Here is a 20,676-nt window from a genome sequence, read left to right on the forward strand (position 1 = left end):
GCTTCATTGTAATGCCGGGTTAGCACAGTGGTAGTGCAGCGGTTTTGTAAACCGAAGGCCGGGGGTTCAAATCCCTCACCCGGCACCATCTTTCCCCAGAATACAGCGATCCATGCACTGCACCTGTGGTGTGTAGGATCCTGCATTTATGAAAAAGATAAAAGTTTTCGAGTGCCGCCTTTTTTCAAAAAGGCGGCGTTCTTCTGTAGCTTTTTAAAAAAAGCTACAGAAGAAATATCCTTCAGGCGAAAATACGTTCCATCCATGCTTCGACCGTATCGCCACTGCTGATGGCAGGATCGATCAGGCCATCCACCATGAAGGTGGGGGAGACGTGGATACCGTTCTGACGGCTGTATCTGCACTGCCACTTGATGGCTTTCTGCAATTCCGGCACGGCAAAGGCCGCCTCCAGCTTCACGCCGCTATACCGTTCGATCCGTCTGATAATGTCATTTGGCGTCGCATCCATGTTGGGACCGGCGCAGTGATCGGTAAATTCGAATTCCTCTCGGTGCGCCGCCACGGCGGCCATGACGGTGCGGGCCGTCTCCTTGCCCCCGTCCAGTGTGGCGGCCGCAAGGATGCACCGTATGATGACACCGGAAAACATGTGCCATGGCTGGGACTGCAGGCGGATCCTGATGGTGATCCGGTCTGCGCCGGCCTTTTCCAGCAGTTCAGGCAGTTTGTTGAAGGCGCGGCACGAAAACGGGCAGGTCGGTTCAAGGAAGACATCGAAAACACGCGGGCCATGGCCCCATGCAAGCGGATCGACATGCAGGGGAGACGGGGTTGCTGGCATTGCCTGGATTCCTTCATGCTGGCGTGGCGAGGGGACAGTTTCCCTCCATGGAACATGGGCGGGGCCTGCCGGTTCATCCAATGTCTTTTTTACCCCACGGATGGGGCATATGCCTAATGGGCCATGGTGTGCCGGTCGTGGTCTTTCATATAGGCAATCCGCTGGAAAGCCTGCATAAACGCAACATTCCTCTTTTCCAGAAATCTGCCGATGAGATATCCCGCAAAACAGGAAGAAGTTTTTGGTGAAGCTTTTTTCAAAAAGCTTCAGGGAACGTCGCCTTTTTGAAAAAAGGCGATACCCAGAAACTTTTATTATTTTCTATCAACTGGTTGTCTTGAACTCATTTCCAAGGTGGTAATGCATGGTCCGTACCCTTTTGCTCAGGAATGCGCTGCGTCTGGTTACGATGGATGAACAGAGGCGCGAAATCGAAGGGGGATGGGTACTGGTACGTGACCGGCAGGTCGCGGCCATCGGTACGCCTGCGGACCCGTTGCCTGCCGCTGATGATGTCATTGACATGACGGGGCATGTGGTGATGCCGGGCATGGTCAATACCCACCACCATATGTACCAGACCCTGACGCGGGTCATTCCCGCGGCACAGGATGCCTCCCTGTTCGGGTGGCTGCAGGCGCTTTATCCCATATGGTCAGGCCTGACGCCGGACATGATCCGCGTTTCCGCCTGCACGGCCATGACGGAACTGCTGTGGTCGGGATGCACCACCACCAGTGACCACCTGTACCTGTTTCCCAATGGTGCGCGCCTTGATGATGAAATCGAGGCAGCGGGACAGATGGGCATACGCTTCCATGCCGCCCGTGGCGCGATGAGTGTTGGGGAAAGCAGCGGCGGCCTGCCCCCGGATTGCGTGGTGGAGGACGAGGACGCCATCCTGTCGGATACGCAGCGCGTGATCGAAACCTATCACGACCCCGCACCACTGGCGATGCTGCGGGTGGCCGTGGCCCCGTGTTCGCCGTTTTCCGTCAGTCGTGACCTTATGCGCAATGCCGCCGCCCTTGCCCGCGCGACGGGGACGATGCTGCATACCCATCTGGCGGAAAACGCCAGCGACATTGCCTACAGCCGCGAGAAATTCAACATGACCCCCGCCGAATATGCCGAGGACACCGGCTGGATCGGCCGGGACGTCTGGCATGCCCATTGCGTGCAGCTGGATGATGCGGGCATTCACCGTTTTGGCGCGACCCATACCGGCATGGCGCATTGCCCGTGTTCCAACATGCGGCTGGGGTCGGGTATTGCCCCCGTGCGCCGGATGGTGGCGGCGGGCATGCGCGTCGGGCTGGGGGTGGATGGCTCGGCCTCCAACGATGGCAGCCATATGCTGGGGGAAGCCCGTCAGGCCATGTTGCTGGGTCGCCTGCTGCCTACGGCTGACAACCAGCCCATGATGCAGGCGCGTGAAGTGCTGGAACTGGCCACACGTGGTGGCGCCAGCGTGCTGGGACGTGATGATGTCGGCTATCTGGCCCCCGGCATGGCCGCCGATATCGTGGCGTTTGACATGCGCGGGATCGACCATGCGGGCGCGCAGTCCGATCCGGTGGCGGCGCTGGTGTTCTGTACGCCGGGGCGGGTGGCATGCAGCATTGTCAATGGGCGGGTGCTGATCCGTGACGGACAGTTTACGGCGCATGACCCGGTTGCACTGTCCCGGCAGCATAATGCGCTGGCCCGCGATCTTCTGAAAAAATCATGATAAAGCATTGATAAAAATAAATAAAACTTTTTTGGGTGCCACCTTTTTCAAAAAGGCGGCATTCCTTGAAGCCTTTCGGAAAAAAGCTTCACCAAAAACATCTCTATGATTCCAAGGACATTCAGGGCGGTTACTCTGTCCTGTCGATCAGTTGCGTGAAGCGCGCCGTTTATAGGTGCGATAGCCCATCCGCCCCAGAATTTTCATGACCGGCAGGCTGAGGTTGAGCAGTCCCTGCGATGCAAGGCAGGCATGGGTGAACAGTTTGTCAAAGACGGAACTGAAGATTTCCCGGCTGCTGCGTTCGCAGCATTCCAGGATCCGTTGCGCCGTGACGTCCGGTTCCTGCGGCTGGTCGATGAAATTGTATATCGACCCGCCTGCGTCCATTTCATGACGCAGCATAGGCGTATTGACGCTGGCGGGATAGATGGACGACACCTGTATGCGTCGGGGACGCAGTTCCTGTTCCAGTGCGCGGGCAAAACCGCGCAGGCCGAATTTGGCCGCCGTATAGACACTGCTGCCCGCCAGCGGAAAAACCGCGGCCATGGAATTGACGAACACGATATGTCCCCCGCGCCGCATCGCGGGCAGCAGGGCATTGGTCAGTTCAATGGGTGCGGTCAGGTCGACTGCAATCTGGTCGGCGATTTCCTGCGTGCCCAGCTGGCCAACCGGTCGGGGTGTGATGATACCCGCGCAATGCACGATAACGTCGAGTTGCGGCGCATGCCGGGTAATCGTTCCGGCAGCCTGGCATATGCTGTCCATATTGGTCAGGTCGCATACGACCGGCGTGACACCGGGCATGTCCACCTGCGCCTGTCGGGATAATATGATCACCTGATAGCCACAACCGATCATGCGGCGTACCAGTGCCTGCCCAATGCCACCGGTTGCCCCGGTCACGACGGCGACCCGTCCTGTCGCGGGCTTGCCGATTCTGTCGTTTAAATAACTCTTTTCCAATGAACTACATACTTCCCTGACCGCAATGTCCTGTCGTAGCGCCTGATACGCGCCAGACCCGACATTCCGCAAGGGATTTTCCCTACGGTGCAAGGGAATGCCAACCCCTGTCTGATCGTATCCATGATATCTGTAATAAAATGATACGTCGATAACCTTTCATTTCTCCACATCAATATACCGGCATACGCTGAAAGGGGCATGGATGGCATTATACTGTATTAGTGTTATGCCTGACATGTACAGCACCAGTCTGGCATGAACTTCGTGATGAAGTCGTCTAACGGGTGCAATCAGTGACTGGCGATCTGATCTGGAAGCATAGCGCGCCGTCCGTTTCAGGCCACACCATGAACGACCCATGTTGCAGGTCTGGCCGGGTCCGGCGCACGCAGCGACCTGTATCCGTGGCCGCATGCCGCCGCGATATCCCGATCCCATTTCATCCATACCGCCTGGGACGGCGCCATGCGGATCATCTGGCAGGTAGCAGGGCAAGGCTGCAACCACGATCGGAATGGCTACCTTTGCAACTGATGAGGCGATATATCGCCCGGATTTCTGGCTGCTGCGGTCATGGCCCGATGGGTCTCAGGCGTATCCACATCTCATGCAGGCATCGGATGAAGCCGGCTGCTACTGCGTCGCTGATGACGGCGCTGGCGCGGAGGGTGCCGCCGGTTTCGACTTCTGCGCTGCATCGGGCTGGTAACAGGCAATCAGTGGTTCCAGTATCTTGGCTGCTTTCTGATAACCGCTTGGGGTCAGATGCACGCCGTCATCTGCACGCAGGCGCACTTTTGATCCATCGACCCCTTCGCCATACGCGGAAAAATGTCCGTTGTCGGAAAAAGCTGTCCATAGCGGCACGAACTGGGCACCGTTCCTGGCTGCCTGATCCTGAAAAATAGTATTCAGGATGGCCATGTCAGCCGAGAATTCTTCATCACGCACCATGGGGTGCCCAACCCAGATCACCGGGATATGTCCGTTTTTCAGCGTTGTCATGATGTCACGCACGCGCGCTGAATAAATTTTGGTAAAATTCGCCAGCTGAGCCGGATCAACCGCGCCATGCACCCTGACCGGGGGCCTGTCATTGGCGCCAAACATGACAACAGCAACATCGGCATGTTCGGTCGCCGCCAGTTTATGCACCTCATCCGGCCAGTTATAGAATGATACGGACACCAGGCCGGTGGAAATTTTACTGTGGTCCAGGACACGCATGTTCCTGTTGGTGCGATAAAGCCATCGCAGCCCGCCTGCCAGGCCTTGGGCCTGTGAATCACCAATCACCAGTATGCGCCCGGTTTCACCAGGCGATGAATGACAGACTGGTGCGGGGGGAGGGGAGGCCGCATCGGGGGACGCGGCAGGCGCCGCCTGCGCAGTCGCAGCAGGCGCTGCCGCAGTGGCCGCCGCAGCCGGTGCGGATGCAGCGGCAGGCGAACCGGATTGGGAAGTCCCGGTTGCGGCAGCCGGAGCGGGGGTTTGTGCATTGGCACCAGTGCACAACGCGGAAAACAGCACAGTTGCGCACATCAAATGATGAAGCCGACCCTGAAAATTCTTTTTTAGCCAGCTGGAAGAAAAAATCATAAACGCCTCAAACGTATTCGCAACAGATTGGTGCATGACAACCGGGATTTAGCCAGGAAATCCCGATATCGATGGTTTGTAATTATAATGCGGTTTCCAGGGAGGTGGAGCGGATTGATAAATCTTGATTGTACAATTCAACTCCAGTAGGAAACAATATTTAATATTTTCCAAATATTGATACGACAATACCAGAAATGGAAATACATGCATTTATAGAATTTTCTTTACTATGATCCTGTAAAGGCGTCAATCTTTCCCGAAACAATTCGCGACATCATCACTGCGAATGTGATCGTTTCTTAAGTAGAGTCCGGTCGGGAAGGATATGGACGAATGAAACATGGTCGATTTACGGAAGAACAGGATATCGGCATGCTACATTCCGCATAATGCACGCGGGTGATTACCTGCGGCCGCATGCCCGGGACGGAGCATGTCAAACATGTTTGCTGGAAACGGAGCGATAACCTTTTGTAGGGCTGTGTGAAAAGCCAGTCTCTGCACCCTCGTGTAAATCATGAAGAAGTTTCTGGTGAGGCTTTTTTCAAAAAAGGCGGTATTTAAAGGCTTCTAATTTTTATTTATCAAATACTTAATTTCAAACAGTTCCTTACTGGAGGGATGTTTCCGCCTCCAGCGGCAGTCTGACCTTCTTGTCTTCGGCCAGCAGATCGAGGCTGACGGGACGACGATTGAGCTTTTCTGAATACATCCAGCTACGCAGAAGGACTGTCTCGATCCAGTTGCGGATCTTGGGGTTGGGAATGGCCTCCAGAAAAGCAAGGGATTCATTGGCTTCGTGTTCGGAAGCATTCCAGTGCGCCACCGCGGTATGGCCGACGGCATAACTGGCCAGCAGACGGATGAGATGATTGTTGATATGCCCGTCATGCGCAAGCGCCATCAGGTAACGCTGTCCAACCAGCAGATTGACGGAAGGATTGCTGAGATCCGCATTACGTCCACCGGCGAAATTGGCAGCTGTGCGTGGCATCAACTGCATCAGTCCCCGCGCACCGCTTCTGGAGACCACGGTCGGCTGGAAACGGGATTCAATGGAAACAATGCCATATACAAGCGCCGGGTCCACCACAAACCCACCGCGTGGCGTGAAACGCTGTGGAAGATCAATGGTATGGCCCGGTACAAGTTTGCTGGTCCCCGCGCGACTGGATGTTTCGGCCTCATCCGCGACCGTGTGTACGATCAGCCCTATGGACCGGCGTGCATTGGTATTTTCCGCACTCACCCAGTCCGTGCGCAGTTCGGTCTCAGCCAGGTCCGCACGCCCAACCTGAAGCAGCGCCAGGGCCCGATGGCCTGCCGGCCGTGCGGAAACCGCATTGACGTCCACAACGGTGGGCACACCGGCATCGGCCATCTGCGGGCCGTTTTGATTGATGGCATGCCGTGCGATCACCCCATAAAAGCAGTCTTTGCAATGGGCGCTTTGCACAAGCCAGCGCAAGGCGTCTTTCGTATTGCCGATACGCCCGGTTGCGCGACCTGCCCACCAGGCGGCGGCGCTACGCAGGTCCCGGGTGGCTGTGTCCGCATTGGCGGCCCACGCGAACAGGAGTTGCGCCTGTTGCATCTGCCCCAGCCGCCAGGCCGACAGGCCCGCGTAAAACGCCACCTTGCCACTGGATTCCCTGATGGCGGAAGTGGTCAGGGCCTTGTTGAGAACGACCTGGTCCTGCCCCTGTATATAAAGATTTTGTGCATCAGCGGCATTAATGCTTCCGCTGTCAGCCCGGTTCGCGTTGGCAGGGGCCGTTATTGGAGACCCCGTTGAGACATCTGCCGGCAGGTCGCTGCGGGATTTCAGCAATGCCTGCATCATTGGCGTGTCCGGCAGGTTCGGGTAATGCGCCAGCCAGTCTTTCAGCATGGGTGTCGCACAGGCATATGACGCCTGAAGGCACCGTTCGGCGAGGACGGTACCCGTCAGGCTTTTATCCTTCACCTGTTTCAGCAGGACATCGGCCTGGTCGAAATTGCCGGTGGACTGCTCCGCGAAGGCCGTACGGATACGGGTGGCATCACTTGGGGAAAGCGGATGGAGGAGTGCCGTCTGCCCCTGCTGCATGGCAACTTCATCCGCCCGGGCGTGGCCACGTGAAATATCAGATGCCTGGCAAGATATTGTTGCCAAAGAAAAAGTGGCAATAGAAGCAACGGCAGAAAGAGTCACCATCCTGTGCTTCATGGGTTGTAAAATACACCGCATAATCATGGCCAATAACAGATATTTCAAAATGAATAAATACCGGAATGACACTCTGGTATCCTGTCCGGGGCAGGCTGCCGGTGCGTTCCGCCATGTCCCAATTTTGTAGGAATGCTTCGCTGTTTTTTGGCTACATCCTGTCATGTAAACGTATGGCTTCTGTCCGGGGTTGCCTGACCGTCGTGCCGTGTTCGTGAAAGTGCCCGGCCTGCCTCTGCATGGTCATTATCCGGCGCGCAGGAACAGCAGGAGTGGGCACGCTCCGGGCCTGTCAGGTGATGAAAATATCTGGTTACAGATATCGTGTTTCATGGTAGAATTATGGCAATAAAAAATTTTTACTGGGAACTCAGTGTCATTCTCTCGCCGTAGCCTGAGCGCTCGCCTGCTCCGTAACTGTTCTTTGCCACTGTTTTGTGCAGTTCTGTTAATGGGGTGTGCCGCGGCCCGTGACCCATTACCTGCCCATGAAAAAATCGGCCGTTATGCTTCTGTAGTGCCTTTTTACAAAGCTCTGGATTCACTGCGGAGTGGTCAGGCGACAGAACCTGTGACCGTAATGCAGATTGGTGACAGCCATACCGCCAACGATTCTTTCAGCGACCAGATGCGCACCCTGCTGCAAAAAGATTTCCAGAATGCCGGCAGGGGCTTTTTACAGCCGGGCATCCCATTCCGCTATTACCATCCCGCGCAGGTTACGGTTTCTTCTACAGGATGGACGCCTGTCAGTGCGTTCAGCAAAACAGCTACAGGCCCGTGGGGCATCAGCCTGGTCAGGCAGCATGCCGATACGCCCGCCAGCATGACCATCACCCCGGATGAAGCAGGGGGTGTCGGGCGCGGCATGGTGGAGTTCCTCAGCCAGCCGGGCGGGGGCCAGCTTGTCATCGAGGCGGATGATGGCGGGCGCACCGCTGTTTCAACCGCGTCATCGCAAGATTCCGATTCCATGTGGCTGCGGATGCCCACCACGGCTGATACTCATTCCGTTACAGTTTCCGCCATGGGTGATGGGCCGGTGGATCTCCTGGGCTGGGAAGTGGCAAAAGGAAGTCAGGCAAAGCCCGCGCCGGGAATATTATATTCCAATCTGGGCATTACAGGCTCCACCATAGACATCCTGAGCCGGGTCGACCCGAGGATACTGTCGGAAGAAATGCGGCGTCTGGATCCGCGCCTTCTGATTATCGCCTTTGGCACCAATGAAGGTTTCAATACCTCGACAAATTTCGATACATATTCGGCACGATACGAGCAGATCATACAGATGCTGCGCAATGCAGCGCCCATGGCGGGTCTTGTGGTTGTCATGCCCCCCGACGGCGTTCGTCAGGAACGGCTGCCCCCTTTCACCCGGTCGTGTGAAAGACTGGCGCCCACGGGCAAGGGCTTTGCCTCACCGGCTGCCCTCAATACCGTCCGGCAGGCCCAGATTGACGTAGCCCGGCGTAACCACTGGATGCAGTGGGACTGGCGTCAGGCCATGGCGGATACAGCCCACCCCGATGGTCGATGCACCATTCTGGTCTGGGGAAACCGCAACCCGCCAGTTGCCGCGAAGGACCACGTTCACCTTCTGAAAGCAGGATACCAACAGACTGCAACGTCATTATATGATGATTTAATGAATGGTTATAAATTGTGGAATTCACTGAAACATAAAAAGTAATGCTTTTTCCAACACTCAATTTTGCTTTGTTCTTTATTGCCGTTGCTGTCATTCTGGCATTGATTGGTGGCCTGTGGGAACTCAAGAAGATCTTCCTGGTTGCAGCAAGCTATGTTTTTTATGCATGCTGGAACTGGCATTTCTGCTTTCTCCTGCTGTTCAGCACGACTGTCAGTTATTCGGTCGGCCTGTTTTTGCCAGAAGAAGACAGCCCCCGTTTACGTAAATGGATGGTTGGCGGCGGCATAGCCGTTCAGTTGCTTGTTCTGGCATTTTTCAAATATTACGATTTCTTCGCGACATCCCTGAATAAGGTGACACGTGATATCGGATGGGGGGAACCTGTTCCGCTTATTGAAATCCTTTTGCCTGTCGCCATTTCATTTTTTACCTTTCATGGCATCAGCTACATCGTTGATGTGTATCGTGGTAAAGTCACACGGTGCCGCCGTTTTACGGACATGATGCTGTATATGTCCTTTTTCCCGCAGCTTGTGGCTGGACCGATCGTACGTTCTTCCAAATTCCTGCCGCAACTGGAACGGCCGTCAAGCAATCCTCCCGCCATGGCAGCAGCCCTGTTGATGATTGCAGGGGGGCTTTTTAAGAAAGTTATACTGGCAAGTTATCTGGGAACGCAGCTTGTCGACCCGGTTTTTGCTGATCCCGCCAGTTTTTCCACGCTGGATCTGGTATTCGCCCTTTATGGGTTCGCCGTTCAGATATTTTGTGATTTTTCTGGTTATACGGACATTGCCATAGGTCTGGCTGCCCTGCTGGGTTTCGCGTTTCCGCAAAACTTCAACCAGCCCTATCGTAGTGCGTCCCTGCGCGATTTCTGGCGCCGTTGGCATATGACGCTATCTTTCTGGCTGCGTGACTATCTCTATATACCCCTTGGCGGTAGTCATCGTGGCTCGGTGCGTACATCCGCCAACCTTCTGATTACCATGCTGCTGGGTGGCCTGTGGCACGGCGCCGCCATGAAATTTGTCATGTGGGGCGCATTGCATGGCGGTGGCCTGGTGCTGGAACGCCCTTTTTCCGAGCGTCTGGAAAATACACGGGGCCTTTTCCGCGTCATGGCCGTGCTGCTGACATTCCATTTCGTCTGTCTGACATGGCTGTTTTTCCATGCGGAAGATATGGAAAGCGTCTGGCTTTATCTGCAGTCCATAACACCCCTGAAACCAGGAAGTTTTGCACAGGTCACGCCCTTTACACTTGGCCTGATCGCTATTGGCATCGGTCTGCATTTTGTGTCCAGGAACATGCCTGAACGCATTGCGGCGTTCCCTGTGGTGCAACGTGCGCCGGACTGGGCGCTTGCGCTTGCGTTCGGTATTTGTGTGTTGATGATTGACGCCGCAGGACCAAGCGGTGTCGCCCCTTTCATATATTTTCAGTTCTGATGGCCCATTCTTCCTCCCCGCCCCCCGCGCGTCGTCTGCTCACAATCGTGCTGGTCGCAGCCGCAAGCGGCGTCATTTTTGGATCTGGCCCCATTCTTGCCTGGACCGAGCAGTTGCCGCTCACCATGCCGTACCAGGCGGTGTTGCAATCTGCGGCGGATCGGTGGAATACCATCGCTGCGCGTCTAAAGATAACCACGCCATACGATACGGTCCGTGCTTCGGAACGACGGATCGAGAGTTATCGCTTTGCCCCTGCGCCAGACCAATAAAGACAGTAATTTCATGATATTTTATTTTTAATTATTAATATTAGCTAAGATACTGTTTAAAAAATTATCCCGGAGAACATTCAGCAATCATAAAGAAGTTTTTGGTGAAGCTTTTTTCAAAAAGCTTCGAAGAACACCACTTTTTTGAAAAAAAGCGGTACCCAAAAACTTTATTTATAATTTTTAGACTATTTCAAAAATTCTCTTAAATTCACCCTGTTGAACAGATGGCCTGCCTTGGAACGATCTATATCGGTCCAACGCATCGTGACTACGTTGCTGATCTTATCTTGCCGGAATTACATCAAGGGTGATTTAGAAAGCCAGTTACCAAATCAGGTCAGTAAGATTTGCGGGCCAACTGCATGAGGCGCTGCGAAATCAATACAATGATTATCGCCGGTCGAATATGCGCAGTCCCCGGTTACGTGACGATCGCAAAGGGTCGTGTATCGGGGACGAATGGGTATGACTGCTGTGCTCGACGCAGGCACATGCTACAGGAGGCAGGCAGGAGATCACCGGAAAAGGATGAAAGATCCTGCATGTGGTGGCGCCGTAAACTGGGTATCGCTGCAGAACGTGCAGGAGACATCATGCAGGGTGGCATATGCCTGAACGGCGGGGTCGTCGGGCCTTGGTCCGGTTGTGTGCAATGTCCCAGCAGTCCTGCGCCATGTGCCTGCTTTGAACATCATAAGTTCTGTCCATCTTTGATGGCTTCCACGCTACGCATGAAAGTGCATTGTCCAGACATATCGTGCACGTCATCCATACCCTACGATATGTAACGCTGCACACGTAACTACACCATGCATAACTGTAACGTTGGATGTAGCTAAATAACTTATTTTACAGGGGAAAATAAAGCATGGCGGAGAGAGTGGGATTCGAACCCACGGTACGCTATTAACGTACACACGCTTTCCAAGCGTGCGCCTTAAGCCGCTCGGCCATCTCTCCAGCCGGTACCGGACTTTATGCCATCCTGTTGCAATGGCAGGGTCCGATGCGGCGGAACATATCACCAATTTTCATCGGCGCAAGAGGAAAACGCCATGTTTGCCCGGCCTGCCACAATTATGATGTGACAGGCCGGACAGGGGGATTACTGGTCCATCTTCAGCGCGGCAAGGAAGGCGCTCTGCGGGATTTCGACCTTGCCAAACTGGCGCATGCGCTTTTTGCCTTCCTTCTGCTTCTCCAGCAGCTTGCGCTTGCGCGAGATGTCGCCGCCGTAACATTTCGCCGTCACATCCTTGGACATGGCGCCAATGGTCTCACGCGCAATGATCCGGCTGCCGATCGCGGCCTGCACCGCAATCTTGAACAACTGGCGGGGGATCAATTCCTTCAGCTTGGCGCAGATGGAACGCCCGCGCGTTTCGGCAGCCGAGCGGTGGGCGATGAATGACAGGGCATCCACCGGCTCCTGGTTGACCAGGATCGAAATGCGTACGAGGTCGCTCTCCTCATACCCGTCCATCTGGTAATCAAAGCTGGCATAGCCACGCGTGACTGATTTCAGGCGGTCGTAGAAGTCGAACACGACCTCGTTCAGCGGCAGGCGATACACCGCCATGGCGCGGTTGCCGACATAGGTCAGGTCTTCCTGCACGCCGCGCCGTTCACTGCACAGGGTCAGCACCGCGCCAAGATATTCGTCAGGCACCATGATGGTCGCCTTGATCCACGGCTCCTCGATCTTCTCGATCAGCGACAGGTCCGGCATGTCGGCGGGGTTATGCAGTTCCGCCGTCTCGCCATTGGTCAGCTGCATTTTATAGACGACCGAAGGGGCCGTCGCGATCAGGTCTAGATTGAACTCGCGGCTCAGGCGTTCCTGAATGATTTCAAGGTGCAGCAGTCCCAGGAATCCGCAACGGAAGCCGAAGCCAAGGGCGGCGGAAGTCTCGGCCTCGTAATGGAAGGAGGCATCGTTCAGCCGTAGCTTGGACAGGCTGTCGCGCAGCTTTTCAAAATCATCGGCCACGACCGGATACAGGCCGCACCACACCACGGGGATGGAGGGCTTGAAGCCTGCCAGGGGTTCGCTGGCCGGGCGGCGGTCATCGGTAATGGTGTCGCCCACGTTGGTGTCGGCCACGGTCTTGATGGCGGCATTGATGTAGCCGATCTCACCCGGGCCCAGTTCGTCCACGTTGGTCATGCGCGGGGCGAACACGCCCACCTGATCCACCTGATGGACCACGCCGGTCGACATCATACGGATGCGCATGCCGCGCTTCAGGCGGCCTTCCTTCACGCGCACCAGCGTGATGACGCCCAGGTACGGGTCGTACCAGCTATCAACCAGCAGCGCCTTGAGCGGGGCTTCGGCGTCGCCGGTGGGCGGCGGCAGGCGCTTGACCAGCGCTTCCAGCACGGCCTCGATATTCAGGCCGGTCTTGGCCGATACCTCGACCGCGTCATCGGCGGGAATGCCCACCACTTCCTCGATCTGTTCCTTCACGCGCGGGCAGTCGGCGGCAGGCAGGTCAACCTTGTTCAGAACCGGCACGATTTCATGGTTGGCATCGATGGCCTGGTACACATTGGCCAGCGTCTGCGCTTCCACGCCCTGTGACGCATCAACCACCAGCAGCGACCCCTCGCACGCGGCAAGCGACCGGCTGACCTCATACGCGAAGTCCACATGGCCCGGCGTGTCCATAAGGTTCAGGACATAGGTCTTGCCATCTTCGGCAGGATAGGACAGGCGCACGGTCTGCGCCTTGATGGTGATGCCACGTTCACGTTCCAGATCCATGTTATCCAGAACCTGGTTGGTCATTTCCCGTTGTGTCAGCGCGCCGCAGGCCTGGATCAGGCGGTCCGCCAGGGTGGATTTCCCATGGTCGATATGCGCGATGATCGAGAAATTGCGGATCAGGGAGAGGGGCGTGTCGGTCATGGCCGAGACATAGTGTAAATCGGGAAGAAAGTCAGCCGCTACCTGTCACGATAACACGGAAAATATTACCCCCTGCACGCAATGTTACATGCAGGCCATCGTGATGCGGTGGATGCGGGTCACGCCATCAAGGATGATTTCCTCCCCCTCGATCGCGGCCAGCCCCTTTATGCGCACCAGTTCATGCAGGGGTGCGGTCACGGGCGCGTCGTGCCAGCGTTCGGTCACCAGCCCGCAGCATGACGTGCCCTGCGGGGTATGGAGCAGGACGCGGTCATTGACCCGGATCGCGGCGGTAGGGGAGATGACCAGCGTGCCGCCCTTGCGGAAGATCGGTTCCATGGTGTCGCAATCCACATGCACGGCATAGGAATGGTGGTCGGCCATGCCATGGAATTCCCATTTTTCCCACCGTTCCCCATCGGGCAGCCCGGTTTCGTCAAACAGCTCGGGGTGGGCCAGTTGCGAGAAGGGCGCGATCTTGAGGTGGGAATGATGGGCCTTGCTCGACGCTTCGGGGTCATGGTGGCCTGACAGCAGGCGACTGAACCCTTCAAACGAAATGCCGGTGGCCGACAGCGTGCGCGCCAGACTTTCCGTGCCGGGCCAGCGGGGACGGCCCGATGGCGTGATCCGTTTGGAGGGATTGAAGGTCGTGCTGTCCAGTCCCGCCGCGCGTGCAAGGCCGGATGGGGTCAGCCCCCGTTCGGCGGCCAGGCGGTCGATGGCGCGCCAGATGTCGTCATGGCTGATCATACGGGCAATTTCAGTATTTCGGTCCGGTGGCGCGCATGGCCCGCCCCGGTCAGGATGAAGCGGTCATTCCCCTCGCTGCATGCCAGCCCCATATGGCTGAGCCGGTTCAGGCAGGGCGCATCGGGTGCGTCGGCCGGGCGGCCGTCATGGCCGCTCAGTTTCAGGCGATGCAGGGCCGAACGGCAGCATGTTTCAAGATAAGGTTCATTCCACATGGAACAGGGACCGCCAAGGAACAGGTATGCGCACCGCCACCTTATTTACGACGGACCATTGCCGGGGTTCAGGCATGGGCGCGTGCGCTTGTCCATGTCACATAGTGGCATTATTACGACATGTCCACCACGCGTGGCGGCCTTGCCTGCGCCATCACGAAGGGTGGCATGTGTTCCATGCGCTAGGCATTGGCGGATTGATTACTATATTCAGGTATGAAGCTGGTGCACTGTCATATTTCTGACCGAGATATGGTCTATGACTTTTGTAAAGTTCATGTAGAAAACAATTGATCCAAGGTTCTGGTGATGAAATTCCATAAATATCTTCTTGCCCTGTCCCTGGCCGGTGCAACTGTCGGGGGATCTGTGGGTGCCATGGCGTCTGATTGCGACAATGGCCAGGACACCCCCAGGTGGGACCTGCTGGGCCGTGCGGCGCAGGCGGGCAACTGCGCGGATAGCCGCCTGCGGGACCGTCAGCAGAACCTCAGGCAGGATTACGACAACAAGATGAACAGCCTGCACGACGACACGGTTGGCCGTTGGGATAACGCCCGTGATGCCGAAAAGCAGAAACTGGAAGATGCCCGCAGCCGTGTGGACGACAAGATCCAGAATGGCCGTGACCGTCTGGATGCGATTCGCAATGCCCCGAGAAACCGCCTGGACAGCCTGCGCAACGCTGGCAGCGCGGAACGCCAGCGTTGGGATGATCTGAAAAGCCAGACCAGTTCCAATGTCAATAATTTCCTGGACGGCGGAAATAATCAATAACTCATTGAAAAGATGGGTCTGACCGGCATGGACTATGCCGGTCGGCCAGATTTTTTCCGGGTCCGTTCCCATAAGGGGACGGACCTTTTCCGTCAGGGGGATGCGTCGATGCGCAAGTGGAAGGCGCGTCTTTTCCGCACCGTGGCATCGGACCGTGGGGCAACCTCGACAAGATAGAGATCATCGTGTGGCACGGTCCATGACTGCACGGTTCCGGCATGGCCCAGATGGGGATCGATGATCCGCAGTGCCAGCCCTTTGTCGGGCGTGTCCAGTTGCGCGGTCACCTGTTCCCCCTGATGCAGGCTGATGCGATAGACGCATGTTCCCCCCGGTTCCAGCCTGCCCTGCCAGTCCAGCCGGCCGCCCGGCGACAGGTCCTGTGGTCCGTTACACAGCGGCGGGGCGGTATCAAGGTTTTCAATCAGGGTCCGCACATCGGCGGGTTTGGTCGGTGCCACCGGCCCGGTTGTGTAAAGTGACAATGTGCCGGGGTTCAGGATGCCAACCGTCATGTTGCGTCCTGTCCGGTCAGCCAGCAGCCAGGCAATGCTGCTGCCACCTTCATGCCGCCGGTTCCCTGTGATGAACAGGGTATCGCCTTCGGCCTCCAGCGGGCCGGCAACTTCCATGTTCTGGATGAAGCTGCCGTACCGTGCCCCCAGTTTCCGTTTCACGATGGTGGCCAGCGGCCCTTTTTCAAAAAGATGGGTATCCGGTGCGTAATGCCCCGTGGCGGCAGCCAGTTCGCGGCCCAGGGCGGTATCGGAATCCGCATGGGCAGGCACTGTGGTCAGCAGCGCCAGAAGGCCGAACAGGCACAGGCTGGAATGACGGGGGTTGGACACGGCAGGCCCTTCCTGTCGGGGTCATGAAAACAGACATGCCCGGCTGAACCGGGCATGAAGGAAACACAGCGTGTTTAAGCAGGGACGTGCCGCATTTACGAACGCGGACGCTTGCGTGAAGACGCGCCACCGCGTGGCGGCCCGCCAAACCCGCCACCGGGGCGACCACCACCGGGCTTGCGCCCGAACGGACGCCCGCCACGCGGCGGCGGCCCACCACGACGTGCGCCGCCGCCAGCCGGTGCGCTGGCAGGTGTGATCTGCACTTCGTCATTCTCGATCGCGGCAATGCACGAACGGAATTTCTCGGTTGAATCCGGGGTGATCTCGAACAGGGTCTGGTTATCGTTGATGCGGATCGCACCGATATCCGCCTTGCGCACGCCGCCAAGGCGGCAGATCAGCGGGATCAGCCACTTGGGATCAGCTTTTTCCTGCCGGCCCACATTCATGGCGAACCATGCGCCCGGTTCGGCGCTGGCATAACTGTCGCGGGTGGGGCGGGGGCCGTCACGCTCGCTGCGCTCACGCACGGGACGGGGGGCGTCTGGCGTGATGTGGCGCACGTTTTCGGGCGCGGGCAGGCGGGCGCGGTACATCTGCAGCAGGGCGGCTGCCAGCTGTTCGCTGGTGCGGCCTTCAACCAGCTGGCCAACCAGTTCCCTGTCCGCTTCGGCCACGTCCTCGTTCAGGACGGGATCGGCCAGCAGGCGCTTGGCATCATTGGCGCGGATATCGGCTGCCGTCGGCACGCCGGACCATGTGGCCGTGATCTTTGCGCCCTGCATCAGGCGTTCGGCACGGCGGCGCTGCGACATGGGCACCATCAGCACGCACACACCCTTGCGCCCCGCACGTCCCGTGCGGCCCGAACGGTGCAGCAGGGTGGCCGGATCGGTCGGCAGGGTCGCATGGATCACCAGCGCCAGCGCGGGAATATCAATGCCACGGGCGGCCACGTCGGTGGCGACACACACATTGGCCTGGCCCTTGCGCAGACTGTCGATGGCGCGCGTGCGCTCGTTCTGGCCCAGTTCACCCGACAAGGCGACGGAGGAGAAGCCGCGTTCGACCAGTGCCGCCTGCATATGGCGCACCATTTCGCGCGTGGCGCAAAACACCATGGTGGTCTGGCTGTCGGTATAGCGCAGCACGTTGACCACGGCGGGGATCAGTTCGCGCGCATCGGCCACGACGGCGCGGTATTCGATATCGGCATGCTGCTTGGCGCCCGACAGGGTATCGATGCGCACGGCGTCGTTCTGGTAACGACGCGCCAGCGATGCGATTTCCTTGGCGATGGTGGCCGAGAACAGCAGCGTGCGCCGTGTCTTGGGCATGGCGTCAAGCAGCTGCTCAAGCTCGTCACGGAAGCCGAGATCAAGCATCTCGTCCGCTTCATCCAGCACGACCACGCGCAGCTGGGACATGTCCAGACGCCCACGCGACAGATGATCGCACAGCCGGCCGGGCGTGCCGACCACGATATGCGCGCCCATCTGCAGGGCACGGGCTTCACGCCGCGCGTCCATGCCGCCAATGCACGATACGATACGGCCGCCCGCGGGCGCATACAGCCACGTCAGTTCACGCGTGACCTGCATGGCCAGTTCGCGTGTCGGCGCGATGATGACGGCCAGCGGCGGTCCCGCCGGGCCAAAGCGTTCGGCCCCACCCAGCAGGGTATCGGCCATGGCCAGACCGAAGGCGACGGTCTTGCCCGACCCGGTCTGGGCGGAAACAAGCAGGTCGCGCCCTTCGGCGGCGACATCCAGCACGGCTGTCTGGACGGGGGTGGGGTTGTCGTACCCACGCTCGTCCAGCGCGCGTTGCAGGGCGGGGTGGGTTTCGGGAAACGGCATGTATCGGGCAATCCGGACAAAAACATGAAGAACACGGGCGACGCAGGAAGGAAACTGGCCGCCGGCCCGTGTTCATGCGTCAGGGAGAAGGCCGGTGCATAAAGAATGATTGCCCCAAAAGCCAGAAATAATAATGGCCGGGGCATTTTTGCAGCGGTCGTGAACACCCGTCCGGTGGGGACCGGGGGCATTTGCCACCTGCATGGGCGCTGTACCTTTCGGGCGATTGCCGTAGGGCGGCGCGGAACATGCAGGCGGCCAGGGCATCAGTAGCATACGCACCCTGTGGCAGTCATCCCCATCTTTGGCCACGCATGGTCAGGGCACCAGGACTGCGGCGCCTTCAAACCGGCCATGGCGCAGGTCATCCAGCGCCCTGTTCGCTTCTTTCAGCGGGTACGGGGTTGTGGTGGTGCGTATGCCCACGCGGGGCACCAGTTCAAGGAAGTCGATGCCGTCCTGCCGCGTCAGGTTCGCGACCGAGACGATCTGACGCTCCTCCCACAGCAGGTCATAGGAAAAGGCCGGGATCTCACTCATGTGGATGCCCGCGCAGACTACGCGCCCGGCCTTGTGCACGGCCTTCAGCGCGGCGGGCACCAGCGCGCCCACGGGGGCGAAGATGATGGTGGCGTCCAGCTGTTCGGGCGGCAGTTCATCCGACCCACCGGCCCAGATACAGCCCAGCGAGCGGGCGAATTCCTGCGTTTTCGTATCACCGGGACGGGTGAAGGCGTAGACCGAGCGCCCCTGCCACACCGCCACCTGGGCTATGATGTGGGCCGCCGCGCCGAAGCCGTACAGCCCGATGCTGCGCGCCTCCTTGCCCGCCATGACCAGCGACCGCCAGCCGATCAGCCCCGCGCACAGCAGTGGGGCGGTCGCCACGTCGTCATCGCCATCGGGCAGGGGAAAGGTGAAATGCGCGTCCGCCACCGCCATGGTGGCATAGCCGCCATCGCGCGTGTAGCCGGTGAACAGCGGGTGGTCACACAGGTTTTCGTGGTCGGTTTCGCAGTAATGGCAGCAGCCGCAGGTATGGCCCAGCCACGGGATGCCCACGCGCTGGCCCATGTGCAGCCCTTCCACATTCGGGCCGATCGCATCGATCCGGCCTACGATTTCGTGTCCCGGCGTCAGCGCATGGCCGGGAAAGGGCAGGTCGGCATCCACAACATGCAGGTCGGTGCGGCATACGCCACATGCGCCCACCTTTACACGGATCTGCCCTGGTCCCGGTGTGGGGTCGGGCAGTTCGGTCCACTGCAGGGGGGTATGGGGGGCAAGCAGTCGCATTGCGTACATGGGGTCCGCTCCTTGGCTGTCAGGCTGCGGCCTGCGGGCCGCCAGTCATCATGCTACGCTACCATGTCCGGACGTTCGCGCGGCATGACATGTATCATCATGCCGATCACGACCCGGCGCGGTAGGGGGTCATGGCGTCCAGCGCGGGCAGTTCGGCCATGATGGCGGCACGTTCATGATGCAGGAATTCCGCCACGGCTTCACGCAGGCCGGGATGGCTGATCCAGTGGACGGAATGGGTCAGGCAGGGGCGATAGCCGCGCTGCAGCTTGTGTTCGCCCTGCGCGCCCGCCTCCACCCGTTTCAGCCCGTGGGCGATGGCGAAGTCGATGGCGCGGTAATAGCACAGTTCGAAATGCAGGAAGGGCCAGTCCCCCTCCAGCCGTCCCCAGTTGCGGCCATACAGCGTATCGCGCCCCATGAGGTTGAGCGCCCCCGCCACCGGCACGCCGTCGCGTTTTGCAATCATAAGCACCACCCGGTCTCCCAGCCGTTGTGACAGCAGCGGGAAAAAACCGGGTTGCAGATAGGCGCTGCCCCATTTGCGGTCCACGGTGGACAGGTAAAACTGATAGAAATCATGCCACAGGGCGTCGGTGATCTCGTGGCCGCGACAGGTATGGAAGGTCAGGCCACAGGCATTGGCGTCGCGCCGTTCGCGGCGGATGGCCTTGCGCTTGCGGGAGGCGAGGGTATCCAGGAAATCATCGAAACTGGTATAATCGCAGTTGTCCCAGTGGTACTGCACCCCAAGGCGCTGCAGCCAGCCGGTCTGTCCCAGCAGGTCATATTCATGCTGCGTGCAGAACGTGACATGGACCGATGACAGGTCCAGTTCCCCGCAGGCCTGCCGCAGCGCGCGGCCTGCAAGCTGGCGCAGCACATCGGCATCCGGTGCGTCCCGGTGCACCAGCAGGCGCGGCCCCGGCACGGGGGAGAAGGGAACGGCCACCTGCAGTTTGGGGTAATATTGCCCGCCCGCCTGCATGAAGGCCTGCGCCCATTGCTGGTCGAACACGTATTCGCCGTAGGAATGGCCCTTGGCATACAGGGGGGCGACCGCCAGCAGGCGGCCCGTATCATCGCGCAGGGCAAGATGCTGTGGCATCCAGCCGGTCCGTGGGCCGGTGGAACCACTGTCTTCCAGCGCGGACAGGAAGGCATGGCTGACAAACGGGTTGTCATCCCCCGCGCAGCCATCCCATTCCCGTGCCGGGATTTCGGCAATCCTGCGGTGCAGGATCATGGTGGTGCCGGTCATGACGGGCGCGCCAGTGGAAAAACCGCATGGGGCGTTGG

The 20,676-nt window shown here is 58.5% G+C and carries 15 protein-coding genes and 2 tRNA genes; 4 read left to right on the plus strand and 13 right to left on the minus strand.

Translation table 11 applies throughout. The annotated features are described in order from the left end of the window. Nucleotides 1-13 precede the first annotated feature (13 nt). A tRNA-Thr gene (locus tag S101446_RS12970) sits at nt 14-88 on the plus strand. Between the two features lie 153 nt (nt 89-241). On the opposite strand, the gene S101446_RS12975 is transcribed toward S101446_RS12970, so the two are convergent. Then, complete coding sequence (locus S101446_RS12975; RefSeq protein ID WP_087608523.1) at nt 242-805, minus strand: DsbA family protein; 564 nt, start codon at nt 803-805, stop codon at nt 242-244. Between the two features lie 364 nt (nt 806-1,169). Here S101446_RS12975 and S101446_RS12980 point away from each other — a divergent pair, with 364 nt between their 5' ends. Further along, on the plus strand, nt 1,170-2,537 hold the full coding sequence (locus S101446_RS12980) for an 8-oxoguanine deaminase (protein WP_087608524.1): 1,368 nt from the start codon (nt 1,170-1,172) through the stop codon (nt 2,535-2,537). Nucleotides 2,538-2,684: 147 nt separating this feature from the next. Here the strand turns inward: S101446_RS12980 and S101446_RS12985 are convergent, their stop codons facing one another. From S101446_RS12985 to S101446_RS12995, 3 genes are all read right to left on the minus strand, one after another. Next, nucleotides 2,685-3,449, minus strand: coding sequence for an SDR family NAD(P)-dependent oxidoreductase (locus tag S101446_RS12985; protein WP_087608525.1), 765 nt, complete (start codon nt 3,447-3,449; stop codon nt 2,685-2,687). A gap of 696 nt (nt 3,450-4,145) precedes the next feature. After that, on the minus strand, nt 4,146-4,808 hold the full coding sequence (locus tag S101446_RS12990; protein WP_087608526.1) for a DUF459 domain-containing protein: 663 nt from the start codon (nt 4,806-4,808) through the stop codon (nt 4,146-4,148). A gap of 916 nt (nt 4,809-5,724) precedes the next feature. Then, nucleotides 5,725-7,395 carry a lytic transglycosylase domain-containing protein gene (locus S101446_RS12995; RefSeq protein WP_244184251.1) on the minus strand — a complete coding sequence of 557 codons (1,671 nt, stop codon included), beginning with the start codon at nt 7,393-7,395 and terminating at the stop codon, nt 5,725-5,727. A 508-nt stretch (nt 7,396-7,903) separates the two neighbouring features. On the opposite strand from S101446_RS12995, the gene S101446_RS13005 reads away from it, so the two are divergent. Next, nucleotides 7,904-9,016: a GDSL-type esterase/lipase family protein gene (locus S101446_RS13005; protein WP_244184621.1), complete on the plus strand. Its 1,113-nt coding sequence runs from the start codon at nt 7,904-7,906 to the stop codon at nt 9,014-9,016. Beyond that, nucleotides 9,016-10,428: an MBOAT family O-acyltransferase gene (locus tag S101446_RS13010; protein WP_087608530.1), complete on the plus strand. Its 1,413-nt coding sequence runs from the start codon at nt 9,016-9,018 to the stop codon at nt 10,426-10,428. The genes S101446_RS13005 and S101446_RS13010 overlap by 1 nt, the downstream gene beginning before the upstream one ends. Before the next feature lie 1,144 nt (nt 10,429-11,572). Here S101446_RS13010 and S101446_RS13015 read toward each other — a convergent pair. The 9 genes from S101446_RS13015 to S101446_RS13055 form a co-directional block, all read right to left on the minus strand. Then, nucleotides 11,573-11,663: transfer RNA gene (locus S101446_RS13015), tRNA-Ser, on the minus strand. A gap of 145 nt (nt 11,664-11,808) precedes the next feature. Continuing rightward, nucleotides 11,809-13,614, minus strand: coding sequence for a translation elongation factor 4 (gene lepA, locus S101446_RS13020; RefSeq protein WP_010508867.1), 1,806 nt, complete (start codon nt 13,612-13,614; stop codon nt 11,809-11,811). Between the two features lie 84 nt (nt 13,615-13,698). Further along, nucleotides 13,699-14,370: a helix-turn-helix transcriptional regulator gene (locus S101446_RS13025; RefSeq protein ID WP_010508865.1), complete on the minus strand. Its 672-nt coding sequence runs from the start codon at nt 14,368-14,370 to the stop codon at nt 13,699-13,701. After that, nucleotides 14,367-14,585 carry a hypothetical protein gene (locus S101446_RS13030; RefSeq protein ID WP_010508862.1) on the minus strand — a complete coding sequence of 73 codons (219 nt, stop codon included), beginning with the start codon at nt 14,583-14,585 and terminating at the stop codon, nt 14,367-14,369. Before S101446_RS13030 ends, S101446_RS13025 begins: the two co-directional genes overlap by 4 nt. A gap of 210 nt (nt 14,586-14,795) precedes the next feature. Next, on the minus strand, nt 14,796-15,434 hold the full coding sequence (locus S101446_RS18270) for a hypothetical protein (protein ID WP_208620521.1): 639 nt from the start codon (nt 15,432-15,434) through the stop codon (nt 14,796-14,798). 20 nt (nt 15,435-15,454) lie between these two features. Beyond that, nucleotides 15,455-16,210 carry a hypothetical protein gene (locus tag S101446_RS13040; RefSeq protein WP_087608532.1) on the minus strand — a complete coding sequence of 252 codons (756 nt, stop codon included), beginning with the start codon at nt 16,208-16,210 and terminating at the stop codon, nt 15,455-15,457. Between the two features lie 95 nt (nt 16,211-16,305). Next, nucleotides 16,306-18,072: a DEAD/DEAH box helicase gene (locus tag S101446_RS13045; RefSeq protein ID WP_087608533.1), complete on the minus strand. Its 1,767-nt coding sequence runs from the start codon at nt 18,070-18,072 to the stop codon at nt 16,306-16,308. A gap of 318 nt (nt 18,073-18,390) precedes the next feature. After that, entirely contained in the window at nt 18,391-19,377 is a 987-nt protein-coding gene (locus S101446_RS13050) for a zinc-dependent alcohol dehydrogenase family protein (protein WP_026019657.1), read from the minus strand. A gap of 106 nt (nt 19,378-19,483) precedes the next feature. Continuing rightward, the gene (locus tag S101446_RS13055; protein ID WP_167376440.1) at nt 19,484-20,638 is read right to left on the minus strand and encodes a GNAT family N-acetyltransferase; all 1,155 of its coding nucleotides are present in this window, start codon (nt 20,636-20,638) and stop codon (nt 19,484-19,486) included. Nucleotides 20,639-20,676 lie beyond the last annotated feature (38 nt).

This window comes from Komagataeibacter europaeus, assembly GCF_002173515.1.
Lineage (GTDB): Bacteria > Pseudomonadota > Alphaproteobacteria > Acetobacterales > Acetobacteraceae > Komagataeibacter > Komagataeibacter europaeus.